The 17,468-nt window shown below is 71.1% G+C and carries 12 protein-coding genes; 9 read left to right on the top strand and 3 right to left on the bottom strand.

What is annotated here, in order from left to right:
* Positions 1-14 precede the first annotated feature (14 nt).
* Positions 15-3,236, top strand: a complete 3,222-nt coding sequence (locus H286_RS0113100; protein WP_020098519.1) for a DUF5107 domain-containing protein — start codon at positions 15-17, stop codon at positions 3,234-3,236.
* Positions 3,233-4,537, top strand: coding sequence for a cellulase-like family protein (locus tag H286_RS0113095; RefSeq protein WP_020098518.1), 1,305 nt, complete (start codon positions 3,233-3,235; stop codon positions 4,535-4,537). Before H286_RS0113100 ends, H286_RS0113095 begins: the two co-directional genes overlap by 4 nt.
* Before the next feature lie 55 nt (positions 4,538-4,592).
* Here H286_RS0113095 and H286_RS0113090 read toward each other — a convergent pair whose 3' ends face one another.
* Entirely contained in the window at positions 4,593-6,887 is a 2,295-nt protein-coding gene (locus H286_RS0113090; protein ID WP_442852497.1) for a rhamnogalacturonan lyase, read from the bottom strand.
* 175 nt (positions 6,888-7,062) lie between these two features.
* Here H286_RS0113090 and H286_RS0113085 point away from each other — a divergent pair, with 175 nt between their 5' ends.
* Positions 7,063-8,007, top strand: a complete 945-nt coding sequence (locus H286_RS0113085) for a hypothetical protein (protein WP_020098516.1) — start codon at positions 7,063-7,065, stop codon at positions 8,005-8,007.
* Between the two features lie 18 nt (positions 8,008-8,025).
* Here H286_RS0113085 and H286_RS0113080 read toward each other — a convergent pair whose 3' ends face one another.
* Positions 8,026-9,027, bottom strand: a complete 1,002-nt coding sequence (locus H286_RS0113080; protein WP_028497521.1) for a LacI family DNA-binding transcriptional regulator — start codon at positions 9,025-9,027, stop codon at positions 8,026-8,028.
* 105 nt (positions 9,028-9,132) lie between these two features.
* On the opposite strand from H286_RS0113080, the gene H286_RS0113075 reads away from it, so the two are divergent.
* From H286_RS0113075 to H286_RS0113050, 6 genes are read left to right on the top strand one after another with little or no spacing between them, the layout of a single operon-like run.
* Positions 9,133-9,498, top strand: coding sequence for an L-rhamnose mutarotase (locus tag H286_RS0113075; RefSeq protein WP_020098514.1), 366 nt, complete (start codon positions 9,133-9,135; stop codon positions 9,496-9,498).
* The gene (gene rhaI / locus H286_RS0113070) at positions 9,495-10,661 is read left to right on the top strand and encodes an L-rhamnose isomerase (RefSeq protein ID WP_020098513.1); all 1,167 of its coding nucleotides are present in this window, start codon (positions 9,495-9,497) and stop codon (positions 10,659-10,661) included. The genes H286_RS0113075 and rhaI overlap by 4 nt, the downstream gene beginning before the upstream one ends.
* Positions 10,662-10,668: 7 nt before the next feature.
* Complete coding sequence (locus H286_RS0113065) at positions 10,669-11,526, top strand: alpha/beta hydrolase (RefSeq protein WP_020098512.1); 858 nt, start codon at positions 10,669-10,671, stop codon at positions 11,524-11,526.
* A complete protein-coding gene (locus H286_RS0113060; protein ID WP_020098511.1) occupies positions 11,523-12,941 on the top strand; it encodes a rhamnulokinase in 1,419 nt (472 codons plus the stop codon). The genes H286_RS0113065 and H286_RS0113060 overlap by 4 nt, the downstream gene beginning before the upstream one ends.
* 44 nt (positions 12,942-12,985) lie before the next feature.
* A complete protein-coding gene (locus H286_RS0113055) occupies positions 12,986-14,305 on the top strand; it encodes an MATE family efflux transporter (protein ID WP_020098510.1) in 1,320 nt (439 codons plus the stop codon).
* A gap of 40 nt (positions 14,306-14,345) precedes the next feature.
* The gene (locus H286_RS0113050; protein WP_020098509.1) at positions 14,346-15,773 is read left to right on the top strand and encodes an AAA family ATPase; all 1,428 of its coding nucleotides are present in this window, start codon (positions 14,346-14,348) and stop codon (positions 15,771-15,773) included.
* A gap of 39 nt (positions 15,774-15,812) precedes the next feature.
* Here H286_RS0113050 and H286_RS0113045 read toward each other — a convergent pair whose 3' ends face one another.
* Positions 15,813-17,333: a CitMHS family transporter gene (locus H286_RS0113045; RefSeq protein ID WP_020098508.1), complete on the bottom strand. Its 1,521-nt coding sequence runs from the start codon at positions 17,331-17,333 to the stop codon at positions 15,813-15,815.
* Positions 17,334-17,468: the final 135 nt, after the last annotated feature.

Here is a 17,468-nt window from a genome sequence, read left to right as displayed (position 1 = left end):
CTTAGATTCGCCCCATGCCCGACGCCGCGCCCAGCCGCATCCGCCTTCCCGACGCCCCCGCCGACCAGCAGGCGCTGCTCGACGTCGGCGGGGTCGCGTGCTGGAGCGAGAACGTCACCATCGACACCTACGAGCCCGGCGAACCCGACCCGTACCCGGCGTTCCTCGACCGGCGCGTCTACCAGGGCTCGAGCGGACGGGTCTATCCGCTGCCGATGATCGAGTCGATCTCGCACGACAAGCGTCCCCGCGCGTGGCGGGCGATCCACCTCGAGAACGCCTACGTCCGGCTGATGCTGCTGCCCGAGCTCGGCGGCCGCATCCACATCGGGTACGACAAGGTCGCCGGCTACGACTTCTTCTACCGGAACAACGTCATCAAACCGGCGCTCGTCGGCCTCGCCGGCCCGTGGATCTCGGGCGGCGTCGAGTTCAACTGGCCACAGCACCATCGCCCGGCGACGTTCCTCCCCGTCGACAGCCGCATCGAGCGCGAGGACGACGGCGCGGCGGTCGTCTGGCAAAGCGACCTCGACCCGCTGCAGCGGATGCGGGGTCTTCACGGCGTGCGGCTGCGCCCGGGGTCCTCCCTCATCGAGCTCGACGTGCGTCTGCACAACCGCACCGACGTTCCGCAGACCTTCCTGTGGTGGGCGAACGTCGCCGCCCGGTCGCACGAGCAGTACCAATCCTTCTTCCCCGACGACGTGAGCTACGTCGCCGATCACGCCCGCCGCGCGATCACTGCGTTCCCCCGCGCCGACCGGCCGTACTACGGCGTCGACTACCCCGCCCTCGCCGCCGAGCGCCCGGACGCCGACCGCATCGATGTTTACAGCAACATCCCGGTGCCGACGTCGTACATGATCACCGACACCGACGACGGCTTCTTCGGCGGCTACGACCACGCCGCCGATGCGGGCTTCGTGCACTGGGCCGACCCCGCGATCTCACCGGGCAAGAAGCAGTGGACATGGGGCGACGGGCCGATCGGACGCGCGTGGGACGACCAGCTGACCGACACCGACGGCCCCTACGTCGAGCTCATGGCTGGCGTCTACACCGACAACCAGCCCGACTTCGCCTGGCTCATGCCCGGCGAGACGAAGACGTTCTCGCAGCACTGGTTCCCCGTGCACGCCATCGGTCCGGTGCGGCAGGCGACGACGGATGCCGCGGTCTCGGTCACGACCGAGGGCGGCCGATCGCGCATCGGCGTGATCACGACGCGCGCGCACGAGGCGGCACACCTCGAGGTCGAGGTCGACGACAGACGGGAGATGTTCCAGGTCTCCGTCGGACCCGACTCCCCCGCCGTTGTCGAGGTCGCCGGGACGGCAGTCGCGGTGGCGCTGGTCGCGGGCGACGCGACCCTCGTCCGATGGTTCCGGCGCGACGCGGAACCGATCGAGCCCTGGGTCGCGACAGCGCCCGAGCCGGCCGAGCGAATCGAGGGCACCGACGAGCTGCTGCTCACCGCGACGCATCTCGTGCAGTACCGGCATCCCTCCCGGTCGCCCCTCCCCTACCTCCACGAAGCACTCCGGCGTGATCCGGACGACGCCCGCGCGCGCACGATGCTCGGATCGTGGCACCTCGCGCGGGGCGAGTACGCCGCGGCGCGCGATCACCTCGAGGCGGCGGTCGCCCGCGAGACCCGACGCAACCTCAACCCCCGTGACGGCGAGGCGCACTACCTGCTCGGGCTCGCGCTCGAGCGTCTCGGCGAGCGCGCCGACGCCGACCGGCGGTTCGCGCGCGCGGCGTGGAACGCGGTGTGGGCGGCACCGGCATCCCTCGCTCGCGCCCGTCTTGCCCTGGCGGACGGTCGACCGGCCGACGCCCTTCGACGGGCAGACGCCGCCGGGTCGATCGCCGAGGCCCGGCGCCTCCGCGTACTCGCGCTGCGCCGGCTCGGGCGCGACGACGACGCAGCACTCGATGCCCTGATCGCGGCGGACCCCCTCGACCCGATCACCGCCTGCCTGACGGGCTCCGCACCGTCGGACCCGCGCGCCGCGCTCGACGCCGGCGCCGAGTTCGCCCGGGCCGGCGCGCTCGACGAAGCCCTCGCCGCGACCGAGCGCGAGGCGACCGGCGACGCCGGGTTCGGCAACCTCGAGCCGGTCCGCCTGATCCTCCGCACCGCCTGGGCGGATGCCGCCGGGCGCCCCGATCTGGCCGCGACTGAGCGCGCCGCCGCCGACCTCCTCGACCTCGGCGGCGCCTTCCCCGCAGGACTCGACCAGCTCGATGCCCTCGTCGCCGGCACCGCGGCCGGGTCCTCCGCCGCCGCGGCGATGCTCGGCGCCTGGCTGCTCGACGCCGGGCGCGACGACGACGCCCACGCGGCTTTCCAGCGCGCGCGGGACCTGGGCTGCGACGACCCGGTCCTGCTGCGCAACCTCGCCCTCGCGACGGTCCGCACGGGCGGCGACCCCGCCCGGGCAGCCGATCACTACGAGACCGCGCTCGCCCACCGCCCCGACCCGCGTCTCGTCCTCGAACGCGACCTGCTCGCGCAGTTGACGGAAACGGATGCCTCCGCCCGCCTCGCGCTCATGGAACGCCACCCCGCCGCACTCGACGCCCGCGACGACCTCGCGGTCACCCATGTCGGACTTCTGCTCGACGCCGACCGCGTCGACGACGCGTGGCGGATCCTGACGACGCGCGTGTTCCGTCCGTTCGAAGGCGGCGAGGGAATCGTGCTGGCCGCCTACGACCGCGCGGCGTGCCTGCTCGCGCGACGCGCCTGCGCCGAGGGCCGAGCGGATGCCGCCGTCGCCCTGCTCGAAGCGGGGATCGACGCTCCCGCGAATCTCGGCGAGGGGCGGCATCCCGCCGTCCCTCAGGCCGAACGGTTCGTGGCCCTCGGCGACGCGCACCGCCTCGCGGGCGACGACGCGGCCGCCCGCGCCGCCTGGGAGCGGGCGTGTGCGGCGACGCCCCTCGCGGTCGCTCCGCGTCCCGCCGACGAAGCCACGTTCTGGATCGGCGTCGCCCACGCACGTCTGGGCGAGACCGCCGCCGCCGAGGCGATCTGGGAGGCGCTCGATGCGCGTGCCGCACAGATCGAGGCCGCACCCGACGAGGTCGACTACTTCGCGACCTCGCTGCCGGAGCTCCTGGTGTTCGATCTCGACACCGCCGACCGTCGCCGGACGCAGGCCGCCGCGCTGCGCGACCTGGCCGCCGACGGCCGCACCATCGCGAACGAGAGGATGAACGCATGACCGATCGCTACCTGGGGTCGGGCAACCTTCCCCAAAACCCGTACGGACCGACAGGACCCGTTCCCGCACACCTCCCGGACCGTCTCGCGATCACACTGTGGGACTTCTCCTGGTACACCCGCGCCGGCGAGGGAGACGTGTACGCCGACCTCGATGCCGCGTGCGCCGACGCCGCGTCGCTCGGCTACAACGCGATCCGCATCTGCGCCGCTCCCTTGCTGCTGTTCGGCAACCTGGGCCTCGACGACCTCTCCCGGGACCTCACGATCGAGGGGCTCGGAGCCGCGGCATCCGGCGGGTACTACGGGCAGCGCACGCGGTGGTACGACACCCCGGGCGGCTACGCGATCGACGTGCGCGCACACCTCGCCGCACTGTTCGCCGCCGCACGGCGGCACGGCCTCGTGCTGATCCTGTCGAGCTGGGAGTATCAGCAGTCCTGCGCGTTCGCCGCGTCACCCCGGTGGTTCGAGGCCGTCGAGGCCGTGCCGTTGGAGGACCGCTACCGGGTGCTCGCGGAGGCGTGGGACCGGATGCTCGCGTGGATCGACGAACAGGGCGCCCGCGACCTCATCGCCCTCGTCGAGATCCACAACGAGGTCGACTTCTCGATCCTGCCCGCGGTGACCGACGGCGGGGCGACCGCGCTGGAAGGGCTGCAGCAGCGGCATCCCGACCTGATCGTGACGGCGAGCATCGGCAAGCCGCCGCACCTGGCGATGCACCAACTGCCCGCCACCCTCTCGGCCGCGCAGTGCCACGTCTACAGCTACGGGGTGCTCGACGCCCTCCAGAAGCGCATCGACATCCGTTCCGAGGGGAGCGGGGACTTCCCGAACGCCGACCTGGGCGCCCTGGTGCGCGCCGATGCGCCCACGCCCGCCGAGTACGGCCGGCCCGCCGAGTGGAAGCTGCGCGCCACGGTCGTCACCGACCAGATGATCTACGGCTACGACTGGGTGGATGCCGCGGCCTGGGACGCCTGGCTCGACACCGAGTACCCGCGCTACGCCGAGGTGATGCACCGCGAGATCGAGTCCCGCGTCATCGCGATCGCCGAGTGGGCGCGCTGGCACGGTGTGCCCGCGGTGATCGGCGAGGGCTGGGTCGGCTACACGCCGCTGCAGGGCGGGTTCGAGGAGTCCGAGACCGGGCGCGAGCTGGCGGAACACGGCATCCGTACCGCCCTCGACCGCGGCGTGTGGGGCGTCGTCCTCTGCTCGAACGCCGCCCCGCACCACCCGATGTGGCAGCTGCGCGAGTGGCAGCAGCGTGTGAACGCGCTCGTCCGCGCCCGCTGACGCACGCGAAGAGGGGGCGGATGCCACCGGCATCCGCCCCCTCTCACGTCACCACTCAGCGCAGCGGCACCTTCGCGAACGACATGTCGGACGCCAGATAGAAGTCCGTGTACGCGGGCTGGTTGTACGTCGTCTGCTGACGCGCGATCTCGGCCCGATACTGCGGGTCGTGCATGAGCGTGTAGAGCTTGTGCTCGGTCGGCTCGGTCGAGATGTACATGCGCAGCGCCGACGAGTCGGCCGTCCTCACGAGCAGTTCCTCACGCCAGTCGCCGAGGACGTCCGCCACCAGCGACGGGTTGCCCTTCGTGCCGTTGTTGGTGAGGGTGCCGGATGCCGTGAGCATCGTCCCGCGCGTCCAGTCGTCGATCGTCGGGGTCACGGTCTGCGCGCCGTTCACGATCTGCGTCGTCAGGTCGCCGGCCCAGCGGATCGACATGTTCGTGCCGGGGTTGGTGGACTGCAGGACGTCGCCGTCCGCGGAGAGGAGGCCGGAGGCATCCGTCCCCGCGGGCATGCTCGACCACGCCTCGATGCCCGGGACGTCCGGGCGGACGTCGCCGACCATCCCGCGGCCGGTGTCCTTTCCGGAGTAGGCGCCGAAGAGCACCTCACCCGTCGCGGCATCCCGCATCGCCGTGCCGTACGGGGCGTACGCGCCGCCCTCGTGGACCGTGAAGATCTCCTTGCCGGGGCGGTTCGGGTCGAAGTCGCCGACGTGCATCGCGTCGCCGTGACCGAGACGCACGTTCTCGCCGGGCGTCGCACTGCCCTCGGGCATCGTGTCGAACGACGAGTACAGCAGGCTGCCGTCGTCGTCGAGCGTCGCGGAGCCGTAGACGATCTCCTGCTTTCCGTCGCCGTCGACGTCGGCGGCGCTCAAGCTGTGGAAGCCCTGCGTCGTGAGCGTGCCGTACTCGGGATCGGTGCCGTCGCGGCCGTGCGGACCGTCGTTGAACGGGTTCGTCATCGGGACGTGGCCACTGTCGACGAACCAGCGCTTCGTCAGGTGCTTGCCGTTCCAGTCGTACGTCGCGACGGTCGAGCGCGTGTAGTAGCCGCGGGCGAACACCGCCGACGGACGCTTTCCGTCGAGGTAGGCGACGCCCGACAGGAAGCGGTCGACGCGGTTGCCCGGCTCGATGCGCGACATCGCATAGTCGCCCCAAAGCAGGCCGTCGTCACCGCGACCCGGTTCGTAGCGGACCGTCTCGAGTTCCTTGCCGGTCTTGCCCTCGAACACCGTCAGGTACTCGGGGCCGTCGACGATGAAGCCCTCGAAGTTCCGCAGCACGTTGCGGGCAGATCGCGAGGGGGCATAGACGTCGATGAAGTAGTCGACGAGCTCCTCGGCGTCAGCACGGGACAGCGGGTAGTCGTGCGTCGGTTCGGTGCCGAGCGCCTCTTCGATCGTGGCGGGCCACTGACCCGAGACGACCTCGGGGCGATCCGACCAGCCCTGGAACACGCCAGCGAGGTGCGCGGCGTAGTCGTCGGCGCTCAACCGGTAGTCGTCGGAGTGCGAGTAGCCGGCCTTGCGGTCGGCCTTCGGCATCGTGACGTACTCGGACTTCTTCGCCTTGCCCTTCTTGAACTCCGTGCTCTTCGTGCCCGGCGCCGTCTTCATCATGATCTCGGCCTTGCCGTTGCCGTCGAAGTCGTAGACGAGGAACTGCGTGTAGTGCGCGCCGGCGCGGATGTTCACACCGAGGTCGATGCGGTTCAGCAGCGTGCCGTCGAGCTCGTACGTGTCGATGTAGACCGGGCCCGTGTAGCCGACCTGCGAGACGTCTTTCGAGTTCGACGGGTCCCACTTCACGACGTACTCGTACGCGCCGTCGCCGTCCACGTCGCCCACCGAGACGTCGTTCGCCGAATACGTGTACGCCTCGCCCGCGGGGGTCACGCCGTCAGCCGGCTTCGTGAGCGGGATGTCGAGGAACGGCGACCCCTGCACGGTCGCCCTCTCGGACGGCTTGCCCTCGCGCTTGCCCTGCAGCGGCGAGACGGTGTAGGTCGAGCGGTCGGTGCCGTCGGGGTCGACATAGGTCGTCGAATCGGTGACGGTCGCGATGCGCTTGCCATCGCGCTTGACGACGAAGTCGGTGCCGGTGAGGCCCGTCGCCGACGCGCCGGTCGCCTCGCTCTTGAAGAGGCGCCAGGTGAGGTGGACACCGTCCTCACCCGGCAGGGCGACGAGGCCCCGGTCGAGCTTCTCGAGCTGTGGCGACGTGCCAGGCTTCGGCTTTCCCGGCCCATGGCCGGGGTGCGCCATCGCGGCCTGCGCCGGGATGAGGAGGGCCGCTGCGGCGAGCGCGGCGACGACGGATGTGCGGACGGGTCTTCTCATGCTGTTCACCCTTGAACTCGTGATGGAATGCGTTTTCCCCAGTCGTTCGCCGAGCTTATGCGCGGTGTTGAATCGTGTCAACGGGGGCGCGGGAGCGCTCGCGCCTCCCCTTCCCGCGAAACCCCGGGACCGGCCACAATGGCCACGACATCCGGAACCGACGACGGGACGAGCCATGCCTGGGCCGAGCAACCTCACCGAGTACCTCCAGACCCTCAGCCCCGGCAGGCGGGAGCTGTTCGACCGCCTGATCGCCGAGGTGTCGGCGGTCGAGACGCCCGAGGCGATCAGCCGGCTGGTGTTCCGCGCCGGCCAGACCGACCACCCCGACTACGCCGACGCCGAAGCCGTGTTCTGGAAGGCGGTCGAGCAGATGTACCTGCGCGGAGCCGTCTCGGACGGAGATCTACCGGTCCTGTTCTGGGGCTTCCACACCCTCGATCTGCTCGGCCGGCGCCACTCCCGCGGTGTGCTCGTGACCGATCGCTCCCTCTACGTCGAGGGCGTCGACGACCTCGACGCGATCCCCCTCAGCCTCGCCTCACTGGGGACGTCCGAGATCCGGATCGAGGGGACCGCCCTGCGCGTGCGCGACGCCCCGGTCGATCTCGCCCCGACCGAGCGGGTGCTGGCACCCGACGACCGTCCTGCGGTCGCGCGCTATCTGGCCGCCGTCATCGACACGGTGCGCGGGACGGTCGCCGTCACCGAACCGCCGGTCGAGGCGCCCGCCACCGTCGAGGAGCTGGTGCTCGCCAGCAGGCTGTCCTCCGACTTCTCGCTTCCCTCGCGGCCCAAGGACGCGAAGCACCTCGCCAAGCTCTCCGCGAAATGGAAGCTGCCGGCATCCGACCGCCCCCTCGCTTCGCTGTCGAGCGCCACACTCGCCGGCGTCTACGGGATCGCGATCACCGACGCCGCGCTCTACTCGCGCGACCTGATGGAGGACGTGAACCGGACGCCGCTCGCCGACATCACGGAGATCACGTGGGATGCCGAGGCCAAAGGCTTCCGCATCGCGTCGGACCATCGCGCCCCGGCGGTGCCCGCCATCACCGCCGACAACCGCGAGTACGCGGCAGCGCTCCTGACCTCGCTGGTGCGCTCGGCCGCGCGCTGACGCCCGGTCGCCCGCGCCTCAGCCCCCGGTCGACGCCCGGACGACGAGTTCGGGGCGGAAGCGGATGCGCTGCGGCTCGGCATCCGGGTCCTCCAGCAGGGCGAACAGCGCGTCGACGGCCGCGGCGCCGATCTCGCGCGCGGGCTGACGGATCGAGCTGAGCGGAACGACCGTCGACTGCGCGAAATCGATGTCGTCGTAGCCGATGAGGGCGAGGTCCTCGGGGACGCGCAACGAACCGAGGATGCCGGCACCCTGCAGCACGCCGACGGCCAGCAGGTCGTTCGCGCAGAACACGCCGTCGGGCCGCTCGGCCGCGTCGCGTCGGGCGAGCTGCTCGCCGACGAGCCGCCCTGCGAGCACTGTGAGCTCGTCGGTCGCGGCGACCTCGAGCGACGCCTCGGGCACCTCGGCGAGCGCGCGCCGCGCCCCCTCGAGGCGGTCCGCCACCTGGCGGACGGATGCCGGTCCCCCGGCGAACAGGATCCGGCGACGCCCCTGCTGCAACAGGTGCTGGACGGCGAGGTATCCGCCCTCGACGTCGTCGACGGCCACGGACGGCAGGTCGCCGTCCGCTTCGGCGTCGAGGAGGACGATCGGGACGCCGGCGGTCTCGAGCGTCTCGGCGCGTGCGTCGTCGAGGGCCAACGGGGTGAGGAGCACGCCGTTGACGCGCTGCTCGCGGAACAGGTCGAGGTAGGCGTTCTCGCGGGCGGCATCCTGCCCGCTGCTGCCGAGGAGGATCGTCACGCCGTGCGCGGCGGCGCGCTCTTCGGCGCCGCGGGCGACTTCGGCGAAGAACGGGTTGGCCGTATCGAGGACGACGAGCCCGACGGTGCGACTGCGTCCGGCGCGCAGTTGGCGCGCGGCGTCGTTGCGGACGAACCCGAGCGCGGAGATGGCCGCGTGCACGCGTTCCACGGTCGCCGGGGATACCTTCGCCGGCCGGTTGAGGACGTTCGACACGGTCCCCACCGACACTCCTGCCGCGCGAGCGACGTCCTTCACACTGACTGCCACATGACCTGCCTTGACGGATGCTTCGGACCCACGTTACTGTTCTGAATCTTGAATCGTTTCATGAAACGCTTCCCCGACGATGCACCGGCCTCACGAAGGAGTGACATGACCCGCGTCGCCTTCCAGCTGCAGATCGACCCTGCCCTGATCGACGAATACGTCGCGCGCCACACGCCCGTCTGGCCCGAGATGCTCGCCGAGATCGAGGCATCCGGTCGTCGCAACTACTCCCTGTTCCTCGGCGACGGCGGGCGCCTGTTCGGCTACTACGAGGTCGACGACGACACCGCGGCGCAGGCCTACCTCGCCGCCTCCCCCGTCACCGCACGCTGGGAGGCCGAGATGGCCCGCTACTTCGTCGGCCTCGAGGGCCGCCCCGACCAGGCGGCGACCCCACTCGCCGAAGTCTTCAACCTGCACGACCAGTTGGCGGCCACCGCCGACGCCCCCTCAGAAAGCGACCCCTCATGACGACGCTGTCACACGACATCCTCACCCAGCTCGAGGGGCAGGCCATCGAACTGCCCAGCTGGGCGTTCGGCAACTCCGGCACCCGGTTCCGCGTCTTCGCGACGGCCGGCACGCCGCGCGATCCGTTCGAGAAGATCGCGGACGCCGCCGAGGTCAACCGCTACACCGCGCTGGCTCCGACCGTCGCGCTGCACATCCCGTGGGACAAGGTCGACGACTACGCCGCCCTCCGCCGCCATGCCGAGGACCTCGGCGTGCAGCTGGGCACCGTCAACTCGAACACGTTCCAGGACGAGGACTACAAGTTCGGCGCACTCACCCATCACGACGAGGCGATCCGCCGCAAGGCGATCGACCACCACCTCGAGTGCATCGACATCATGCACGAGACGGGGTCGCGCGACCTCAAAATCTGGCTCGCCGAGGGATCGAACTACCCCGGCCAGAACGACATGCGCGGACGCCAGGACCGCCTGCAGGACTCGCTGCAGCAGATCTACGCCCGCCTCGGCGACGCGCAGCGCCTCGTCCTCGAGTACAAGTTCTTCGAGCCGTCGTTCTACCACACCGACGTTCCCGACTGGGGCACGTCCTACGCCCAGGTCGCCGCCCTCGGCGACAAGGCGATGGTCTGCCTCGACACCGGCCACCACGCCCCCGGCACCAACATCGAGTTCATCGTCATGCAGCTTCTGCGTCTCGGAAAGCTCGGGTCCTTCGACTTCAACTCGCGCTTCTACGCCGACGACGACCTCATCGTGGGCTCGGCCGACCCGTTCCAGCTGTTCCGGATCCTCACCGAGGTCGTCCGCGGCGGCGGACTGAACAACCCCGACGTCGCCTTCATGCTCGACCAGTGCCACAACATCGAGGACAAGATCCCCGGCCAGATCCGCTCGGTGCTCAACGTGCAGGAGATGACGGCGCGCGCCCTGCTCATCGACCGCGACGCCCTGGATGCCGCACAGCAGGCCAACGACGTGCTCGGCGCCAACGGCATCCTCATGGACGCCTTCTACACCGACGTCCGCCCCGCCCTCGCCGAGTGGCGCGAGTCGCGCGGGCTTCCCGCCGACCCGATGGCCGCGTTCGCGGCATCCGGTCACCTGCAGAAGATCGCCGACGAGCGCGTCGGCGGCACGCAGGCCGGCTGGGGTGCATGATCGACCGATGAGCGACATCCCCACCCCCTACGGCGCTGCCGGCGGCCTCGTCCGCGTCTACCCCGCCCGCATCCTCGAGCGCCCGACCCCGGGACTGGTGTGGCTGCACGGCGGCGGGTTCGCCGCCGGCGACATCGACATGCCCGAGGCCGACCACGTCGCACGGACGTTGGCGGATGCCGGGACCACGGTCGTCTCCGTCGACTACCGCCTGGCGCCGCTGCCCGACGGGTGGGAGGCTCCCGCGACCGAACCCGGGCGCGAGCGCGCGGGGTTCCCCGCGGCATCCGACGACACCCTTGCGGCCTGGGACTGGCTGCTGACCGAGGCCGCGACGCTCGGCGTGGATCCGGCACGGCTCGCGATCGGCGGCGCGAGCGCCGGCGCGAACATCGCGACCGGTGCGGTCCTCCGCCTCATCCAGAACGATCGACACCTGCCCGCGCTCGTCCTGCTCGCCTACCCGACGCTGCTGGCCGAGCAGCCCGCACCCGAGGGCGAGCTCCGCGCCGCGCTCGACGCCCGACCCGCGGCCGACCGGTTCGGGCCGGATGCCGTTCGCGGCATGTACGAGAACTACCTCGGCGGATCGGTCGTCGACGCGCCGCTGGCGGCCATCCCGGGGCTCGCGACTCACGAGGACCTCGCCGAGTTCCCGCCGACGCTCATCGTCGCCGGCGACGTTGACGAGCTCCGCGTCTCGAGCGAGCACTTCGCGCGGACCCTCGCGTCGGCCGGCCGCGACGTCGAGCACGTGATCGAGCCCGGCACCGACCACGGCCACCTCAACCGTCCCGACGAGGGGGATGCCGCATCCCTCACGCTGGCCCGCTTCGCCGCTCGCCTGGCGGCCCTCAACCCGTGAGCACCGCGGGGGGCACCGTCGTCGCCGTCGACCTCGGTGCGACGAGCGGCCGGGTGATCGTCGGCAACGTCGGCTCCGACACGCTCGAGACGAGCACCGTCGCCCGGTTCGCGAACGACCCGGTGCGGGTCTCGGACGGCCTGCACTGGAACATCCTGGGCCTCTACGGCTCGGTGCTCGACGGACTCCGCGAGGCGCTGCGCGACGACGTCGCGAGCATCGGCGTGGACTCCTGGGCCGTCGACTACGGCCTCATCGCGCGCTCGCGCCTGCTCGGCGAGCCGTTCCACTACCGCGACGAGCGCACGACGCGGGGCGTCGAGGCGGTGCACGCCTCTCACCCGCACGAGGCACTGTTCGCCCGCAACGGCCTGCAGTTCCTGCCGTTCAACACGCTCTACCAGTTCGCCGCCGAGGACCGTTCCGTGCTGCGCCTCGCCGAGCACGCCCTGCTCATCCCCGACCTCATCGGGTATTGGCTCACGGGCCAGGCGCGCACGGAACGGACGAACGCGTCGACGACCGGTCTCCTGCGCGCCGACACGGGCGAATGGGATGCCGACCTGGCGGCCGCCCTCGGCATCCCCCAGCATCTGCTGACCCCGCTCATCTCCCCCGGCGAGACACTCGGATCCCTCACCGCCGAGGTCGCCGCGAGCCTCGGCGCACCGCGGACCGCCGTGACCGCCGTCGGGTCGCACGACACGGCGTCCGCCGTCGTCGCCGTACCGATGGCGTCGGGCGATGCCGCCTACATCTCGTGCGGCACGTGGGGACTCGTGGGCGTCGAGGTCGACCGCCCGGTGCTGACCGACGCGGCCCGCGAGGCGAAGTTCACGAACGAGGGCGGCGTCGACGGACGCACCCGACTGCTCCGCAACGTCATGGGTCTCTGGATCCTCAGCGAGACCGTCCGCGGGTGGCAGCGCGAGGGGCACGAGATCGAGCTCGCCGACCTGCTGGCCGCGGCGGCCGACGTGCCGGGCCCGGTCGCCGTGTTCGACGTCGACGACGCGCGGTTCCTGCCCCCGGGCGACATGCCGTCGCGCATCGCGGCGTGGTGCGAGGAGCACGGCGCCGCCGCCCCGCAGAGCCGGGCCGAGATCGCCCGGAGCATCATCGAGTCGCTGGCGCAGGCCTTCGCCGACGCCGCGCACGAGGCCGGCCGTATCGGCGGGGTCGACGTGCGCGTCATCCACATCGTCGGCGGCGGCTCGCTCAATGAGTTGCTGTGCCGGCGCACCGCCGATCGGGCGGGCGTCCCGGTGCTCGCGGGCCCGGTCGAGGCGACCGCGCTCGGCAACATCCTCGTGCAGGCGCGGGCCGCGGGTCTCGTCTCGGGCTCGCTCGAAGCCCTGCGGGACCTCGTCGCCCGCACGCACGAGCCCCGTCGATACGAGCCCGGTGCTCGCTGACCGCCGGGCGAGCTGAGCCACTCGTCACCCCTAGGCTGAAAATCATGCCTGCGCCGACCCTGAACCGCGAGATCCTGCGCCTCGCCGTGCCCGCGCTCGGCGCGCTGGTCGCCGAGCCGATGTTCCTGATCGTGGATGCCGCCCTGATCGGCCACCTCGGCGTCGTTCCGCTCGCGGGTCTCGGCATCGCCGGAGCCATCCTGCAGACGATCGTCGGGCTGATGGTCTTCCTCGCCTATTCGACGACGCCCGCCGTCGCTCGTCGCTTCGGAGCCGGCGACCGCAAGAGCGCCGTGAGCGTCGGCATCGACGGCCTGTGGCTCGCGCTCGGGCTCGGCGCACTGCTCGCCCTCGTCGGGTCGCTCGCGACGCCGTGGCTCGTGGGGCTCTTCGACGCCGGTCCCGATGTGACCGACCAGGCGATCGCCTACCTCGGCTTGTCGATGTGGGGACTGCCGGCGATGCTCATCGTCTTCGCCGCGACCGGCCTGCTGCGCGGGATGCAGGACACCGTCACCCCGCTCTGGATCGCCGGTCTCGGCTTCGGCGCCAACGCCCTGCTCAACTGGCTCTTCATCTACGGGTTCGGATGGGGCATCTCGGGCTCCGCCGCCGGCACCGTCGCGGCGCAGTGGGGCATGGTCGCCGCCTACGTCGTCGTCATCGGCCGGCTCGCGCGGCGGCACGCGGCATCCGTACTGCCTCAGCGCGATGGGGTGCGCGGGTCGGCGCGGTCGGGCGGGTGGCTGTTCCTGCGGACCGTGTCGCTGCGCGTCGCCCTGCTCGCGACGGTCGCGGTCGCGACGGGGCTCGGCACCGCCGAGCTCGCCGGGTGGCAGGTCGCCTTCACGATCTTCTCGACGGCCGCCTTCGCGCTCGACGCGCTCGCGATCGCGGCGCAGGCCTTGATCGGGCGCGGGCTCGGAGCCGGCGACGAACCGTTCGTCCGGCGCGTGCTCGGCCGGACGGTCGCGTGGGGCGCATGGTTCGGAGTGATCGTCGGGGTGATCATCGCGGCACTGTCCGGCGTGATCGGGCTCGCCTTCACGGGCGACCCCGAACTCGCGGCCCTCATCGTGCCCGCCCTTCTCGTGCTGGCGATCGCACAGCCCGTGTGCGGAGTGGTGTTCGTCCTCGACGGCGTGCTCATGGGCGCCGGCGACGCCAAGTACCTCGCGATCGCCGGCGGCCTCAATCTCCTGCCGTACCTGCCCGCCCTCGCGATCGTGATCGCCCTGCACCCGGGCGGATCGGGCGGCCTCGCCTGGCTGGCGGCGTGCTTCTTCGGCGTCTACATGCTCGCGCGCCTCGGCACCCTCGGCTGGCGTGTGCGCCGCTCGGAGTGGATGACCGCCGCGGTCTGAGCAAGTCTCGCGTGTCACCCCACTCCCCTAGAGTGCGGGCATGGACTCCCGTGACGACGACTTCCTCCGCGACTTCCACCGCCTCATCCAGCGGGTGAATCGGATGCCGGAGGTCGAGACCGCCCCGCTGACCCCCCTCGGCGAGCGGGTGCGCGACCACCTGGGCGCTGACCCGGCCCAACTGCCGATGGTCACGGAAGCGGTCCCGCCGCATCGTCTCGTCGACCTGGATCTCGCGGTCGATGCGATCGGGGGAACGGATGCCGAGGTCGTCGGCATCCGCGGCGGGCAGCACCTGCAGCACGAGGAGTTCGCCGGCCTCCTCGCATCGCCCTACGCGCGCATCCAGCCGGGCCCGGTCGAGTACGTGACCGTCGCCACCGGTCCGACGACGACTCGGCAGACCAAGTCGACTGCAGTGCACCTCTTCCGCTTCGAGGGGGTGCCGGTCGCGGCGCTGCAACGGGCTGCCGACCCGCGGGCCGGCCGCAGCGAGGCGACACTCGACGTCATCACCGCGACGCCGGAGGTCGCGCCCAGGCTTCTGGCCGAGATCCGTCGGCTCATGAACGAGCTCAGCGTCGTCCGCGGCAACGTCGTGAGCTTCGCGCGGAGCGAGTACGGGGCGAGCGGCGTCGGGGGCATGACGTTCCTCGAGCGGCCGACGATCACCGCCGATCAGGTGATCCTGCCCGAGGGCCTGCTCGACCGCATCTGCGCTCACGTCGTCGAGATCGGGGATCGCGCCGACGAGCTGCGTGCCCGCGGCCAGCACCTCAAGCGGGGCGTGCTGCTGTACGGCCCTCCCGGAACCGGCAAGACCCTGACCATCCGCCACCTCATCCACGAGACGCCCGGAACGACGGTCGTGTTGCTGCAGGGCGCCGCACTCGGGCTGATCGGCGAGGCCGCCTCACTCGCACGTGCGATGAGCCCCGCTCTGGTCGTCCTCGAAGACGTCGACCTCGTGGCCGCCGATCGGGGCGACTTCGGACTGCAGCCGCTGCTGTTCGAGGTGCTCGACGCTCTCGACGGTCTGGACGGCGACGCCGACGTCGCCTTCATCCTGACGACGAACCGCGCCGAGATCCTCGAGCCGGCCCTCGCCGCACGCCCTGGCCGGGTCGACCTCGCGCTCGAGATCCCGCTGCCCGAACTGTCCGCCCGTCAGCGGCTGTTCCAGGTGTACGGGAGCGACCTGCCGTTCTCCGCCGAGGCGCTGGAGCGCGCCGCCGAGCGCGCCGAAGGCGTCACCGCATCCTTCGTGAAGGAGGTGATCCGACGCGCGGTGCTCCGGGCGGTGTCCGACGACCGAGACGTCACGGACGGCGACCTGGCCACCGCGCTCGACGCCATGATCGACGACACCCGGGGAATCTCCCGCGTGCTGTTCGGCGGTGAGGCCGCCGCCGACGCGGCAGGCCCGCACGGCGTCACCAGCAGCATCCGCTTCGGAGCGGACTACTGATGCGCCCCTCTCGCGTGTTCGCCTGACCCGCGCCAGGACTCAGGCCATCAGCGGGATGGACCCCACGAGCACGCCCACGGCGAGCATGACGAGCGAGACGATCACAGCGCGCCACAGGACCTTCTTGTGGTGGTCGCCGAGGTTGACGCCTGCGAGCGAGACGAGCAGCAGGATCGCGGGCACGAGCGGGCTCTGCAGGTGCACGGGCTGGCCGGTGATCGAGGCGCGCGCCATCTCGACGGGTTCGATGCCGTAGGTCGTCGCGCTCTCGGCGAGGATCGGCAGGATGCCGAAGTAGAAGGCGTCGTTCGACATGAAGAACGTGAACGGGATCGACAGGATGCCGGTGATCACGGCCATGAACGGTCCGAGCGACGGCGGGATCACCTCGGTCACCCAGCTGGCCATCGCCGACACCATGCCGGTGCCGTTCAGCACGCCGACCAGGACGCCGGCGGCGAGGACCATCGAGACGACGCCGACGATGCTGGGGGCGTGGGCGACGATCTCATCGGCCTGCGTCTTGAGCCGGGGGAAGTTCACGATCAGTGCGATGGCCGCACCGACCATGAACACGTAGGCCAGCGGGTAGATGTCGAGCACGAGCATCACCATGACGGCGAGGGTCAGCACGAGGTTGAACCAGATGAGCTTCGGCCGGAGCGAGGCACGGTTCGGGTCGAGCAGGGTATCGGCCATCGCGGTGTCAGCCGTGTCGACGAGCTTCGCGGCGTCGACCGCGTTGCGGGCGCCGCGAACGGTGACGATGTTGCCGGTGCGCAGGTGCGCGAGCGCGCCGGGCTTGTTCTCGGCGCCGCGGAACAGGCGGGGAGCGCCGAGGCGTCCGTCGCCGGCCGTGGCTTCGAGACGCGACGTGTCGACCGATCCGGCCAGGCGGCGACGCTCGGAGAGCCCCAGGAACCAGGCGAACAGCAGGGAGATCACGAGGCCGGTGGCCAGCGAGGGCAGCATGGGGACGAAGATGTCGGTCGGCTGCAGGCCGAGCGCCGAGGCAGCGCGCACCGTGGGGCCGCCCCAGGGGACGATGTTCAGCGTGCCGTTCATGAGGCCCGCGACACAGGTCAGGACGACGGGGCTCATCCCGAGCCGCAGGTAGATGGGCAGCATCGCCGACGTCGTGATGATGAAGGTGGTCGAGCCGTCGCCGTCGAGCGAGACCGCACCAGCGAGGATCGCCGTGCCGAGCACGACCTTGGCGGGGTCGTCGCCCAGCAGGCGGGTGATGAGGCGGATGAGCGGGTCGAACAACCCGACGTCGATCATGATGCCGAAGTACATGATCGCGAACATGAGGAGCGCCGCAGTGGGGGCGAGGTCGCCGATCGCGTCGATGACCATGTCGCCGAGGCCGAGACCCGCGCCGGCGAAGAGGCCGAAGATCGTCGGCACGGTGATGAGCGCGACCATGGGGGTGAGGCGCCTCGTCATGATCAGCGCCATGAAGGTCAGGACCATCACGAAGCCCAGGATGACCAGGACGGTGTCGGGTGGGGTGAAGGCCACCGGGTACTCGGCTGCCTCGGTATGCACGATGCTCATCGCGACTCCTTCGTCGTGAAGCGGCTCCGGCGGGTTCGGTGCCTGGTCCCGCGATCGTAGGGATGCCGTGAGCCAGGGCGCGCGCTAAGGCTCATTCCCCCGCGTTGTGCGCGTAACGTGGCTTTCGCTCATTGT

It is taken from the genome of Microbacterium sp. 11MF, assembly GCF_000383475.1.
Classification (GTDB): Bacteria; Actinomycetota; Actinomycetes; order Actinomycetales; family Microbacteriaceae; genus Microbacterium; species Microbacterium aquilitoris.
This window is presented reverse-complemented; position numbering and strand designations above follow the sequence as displayed.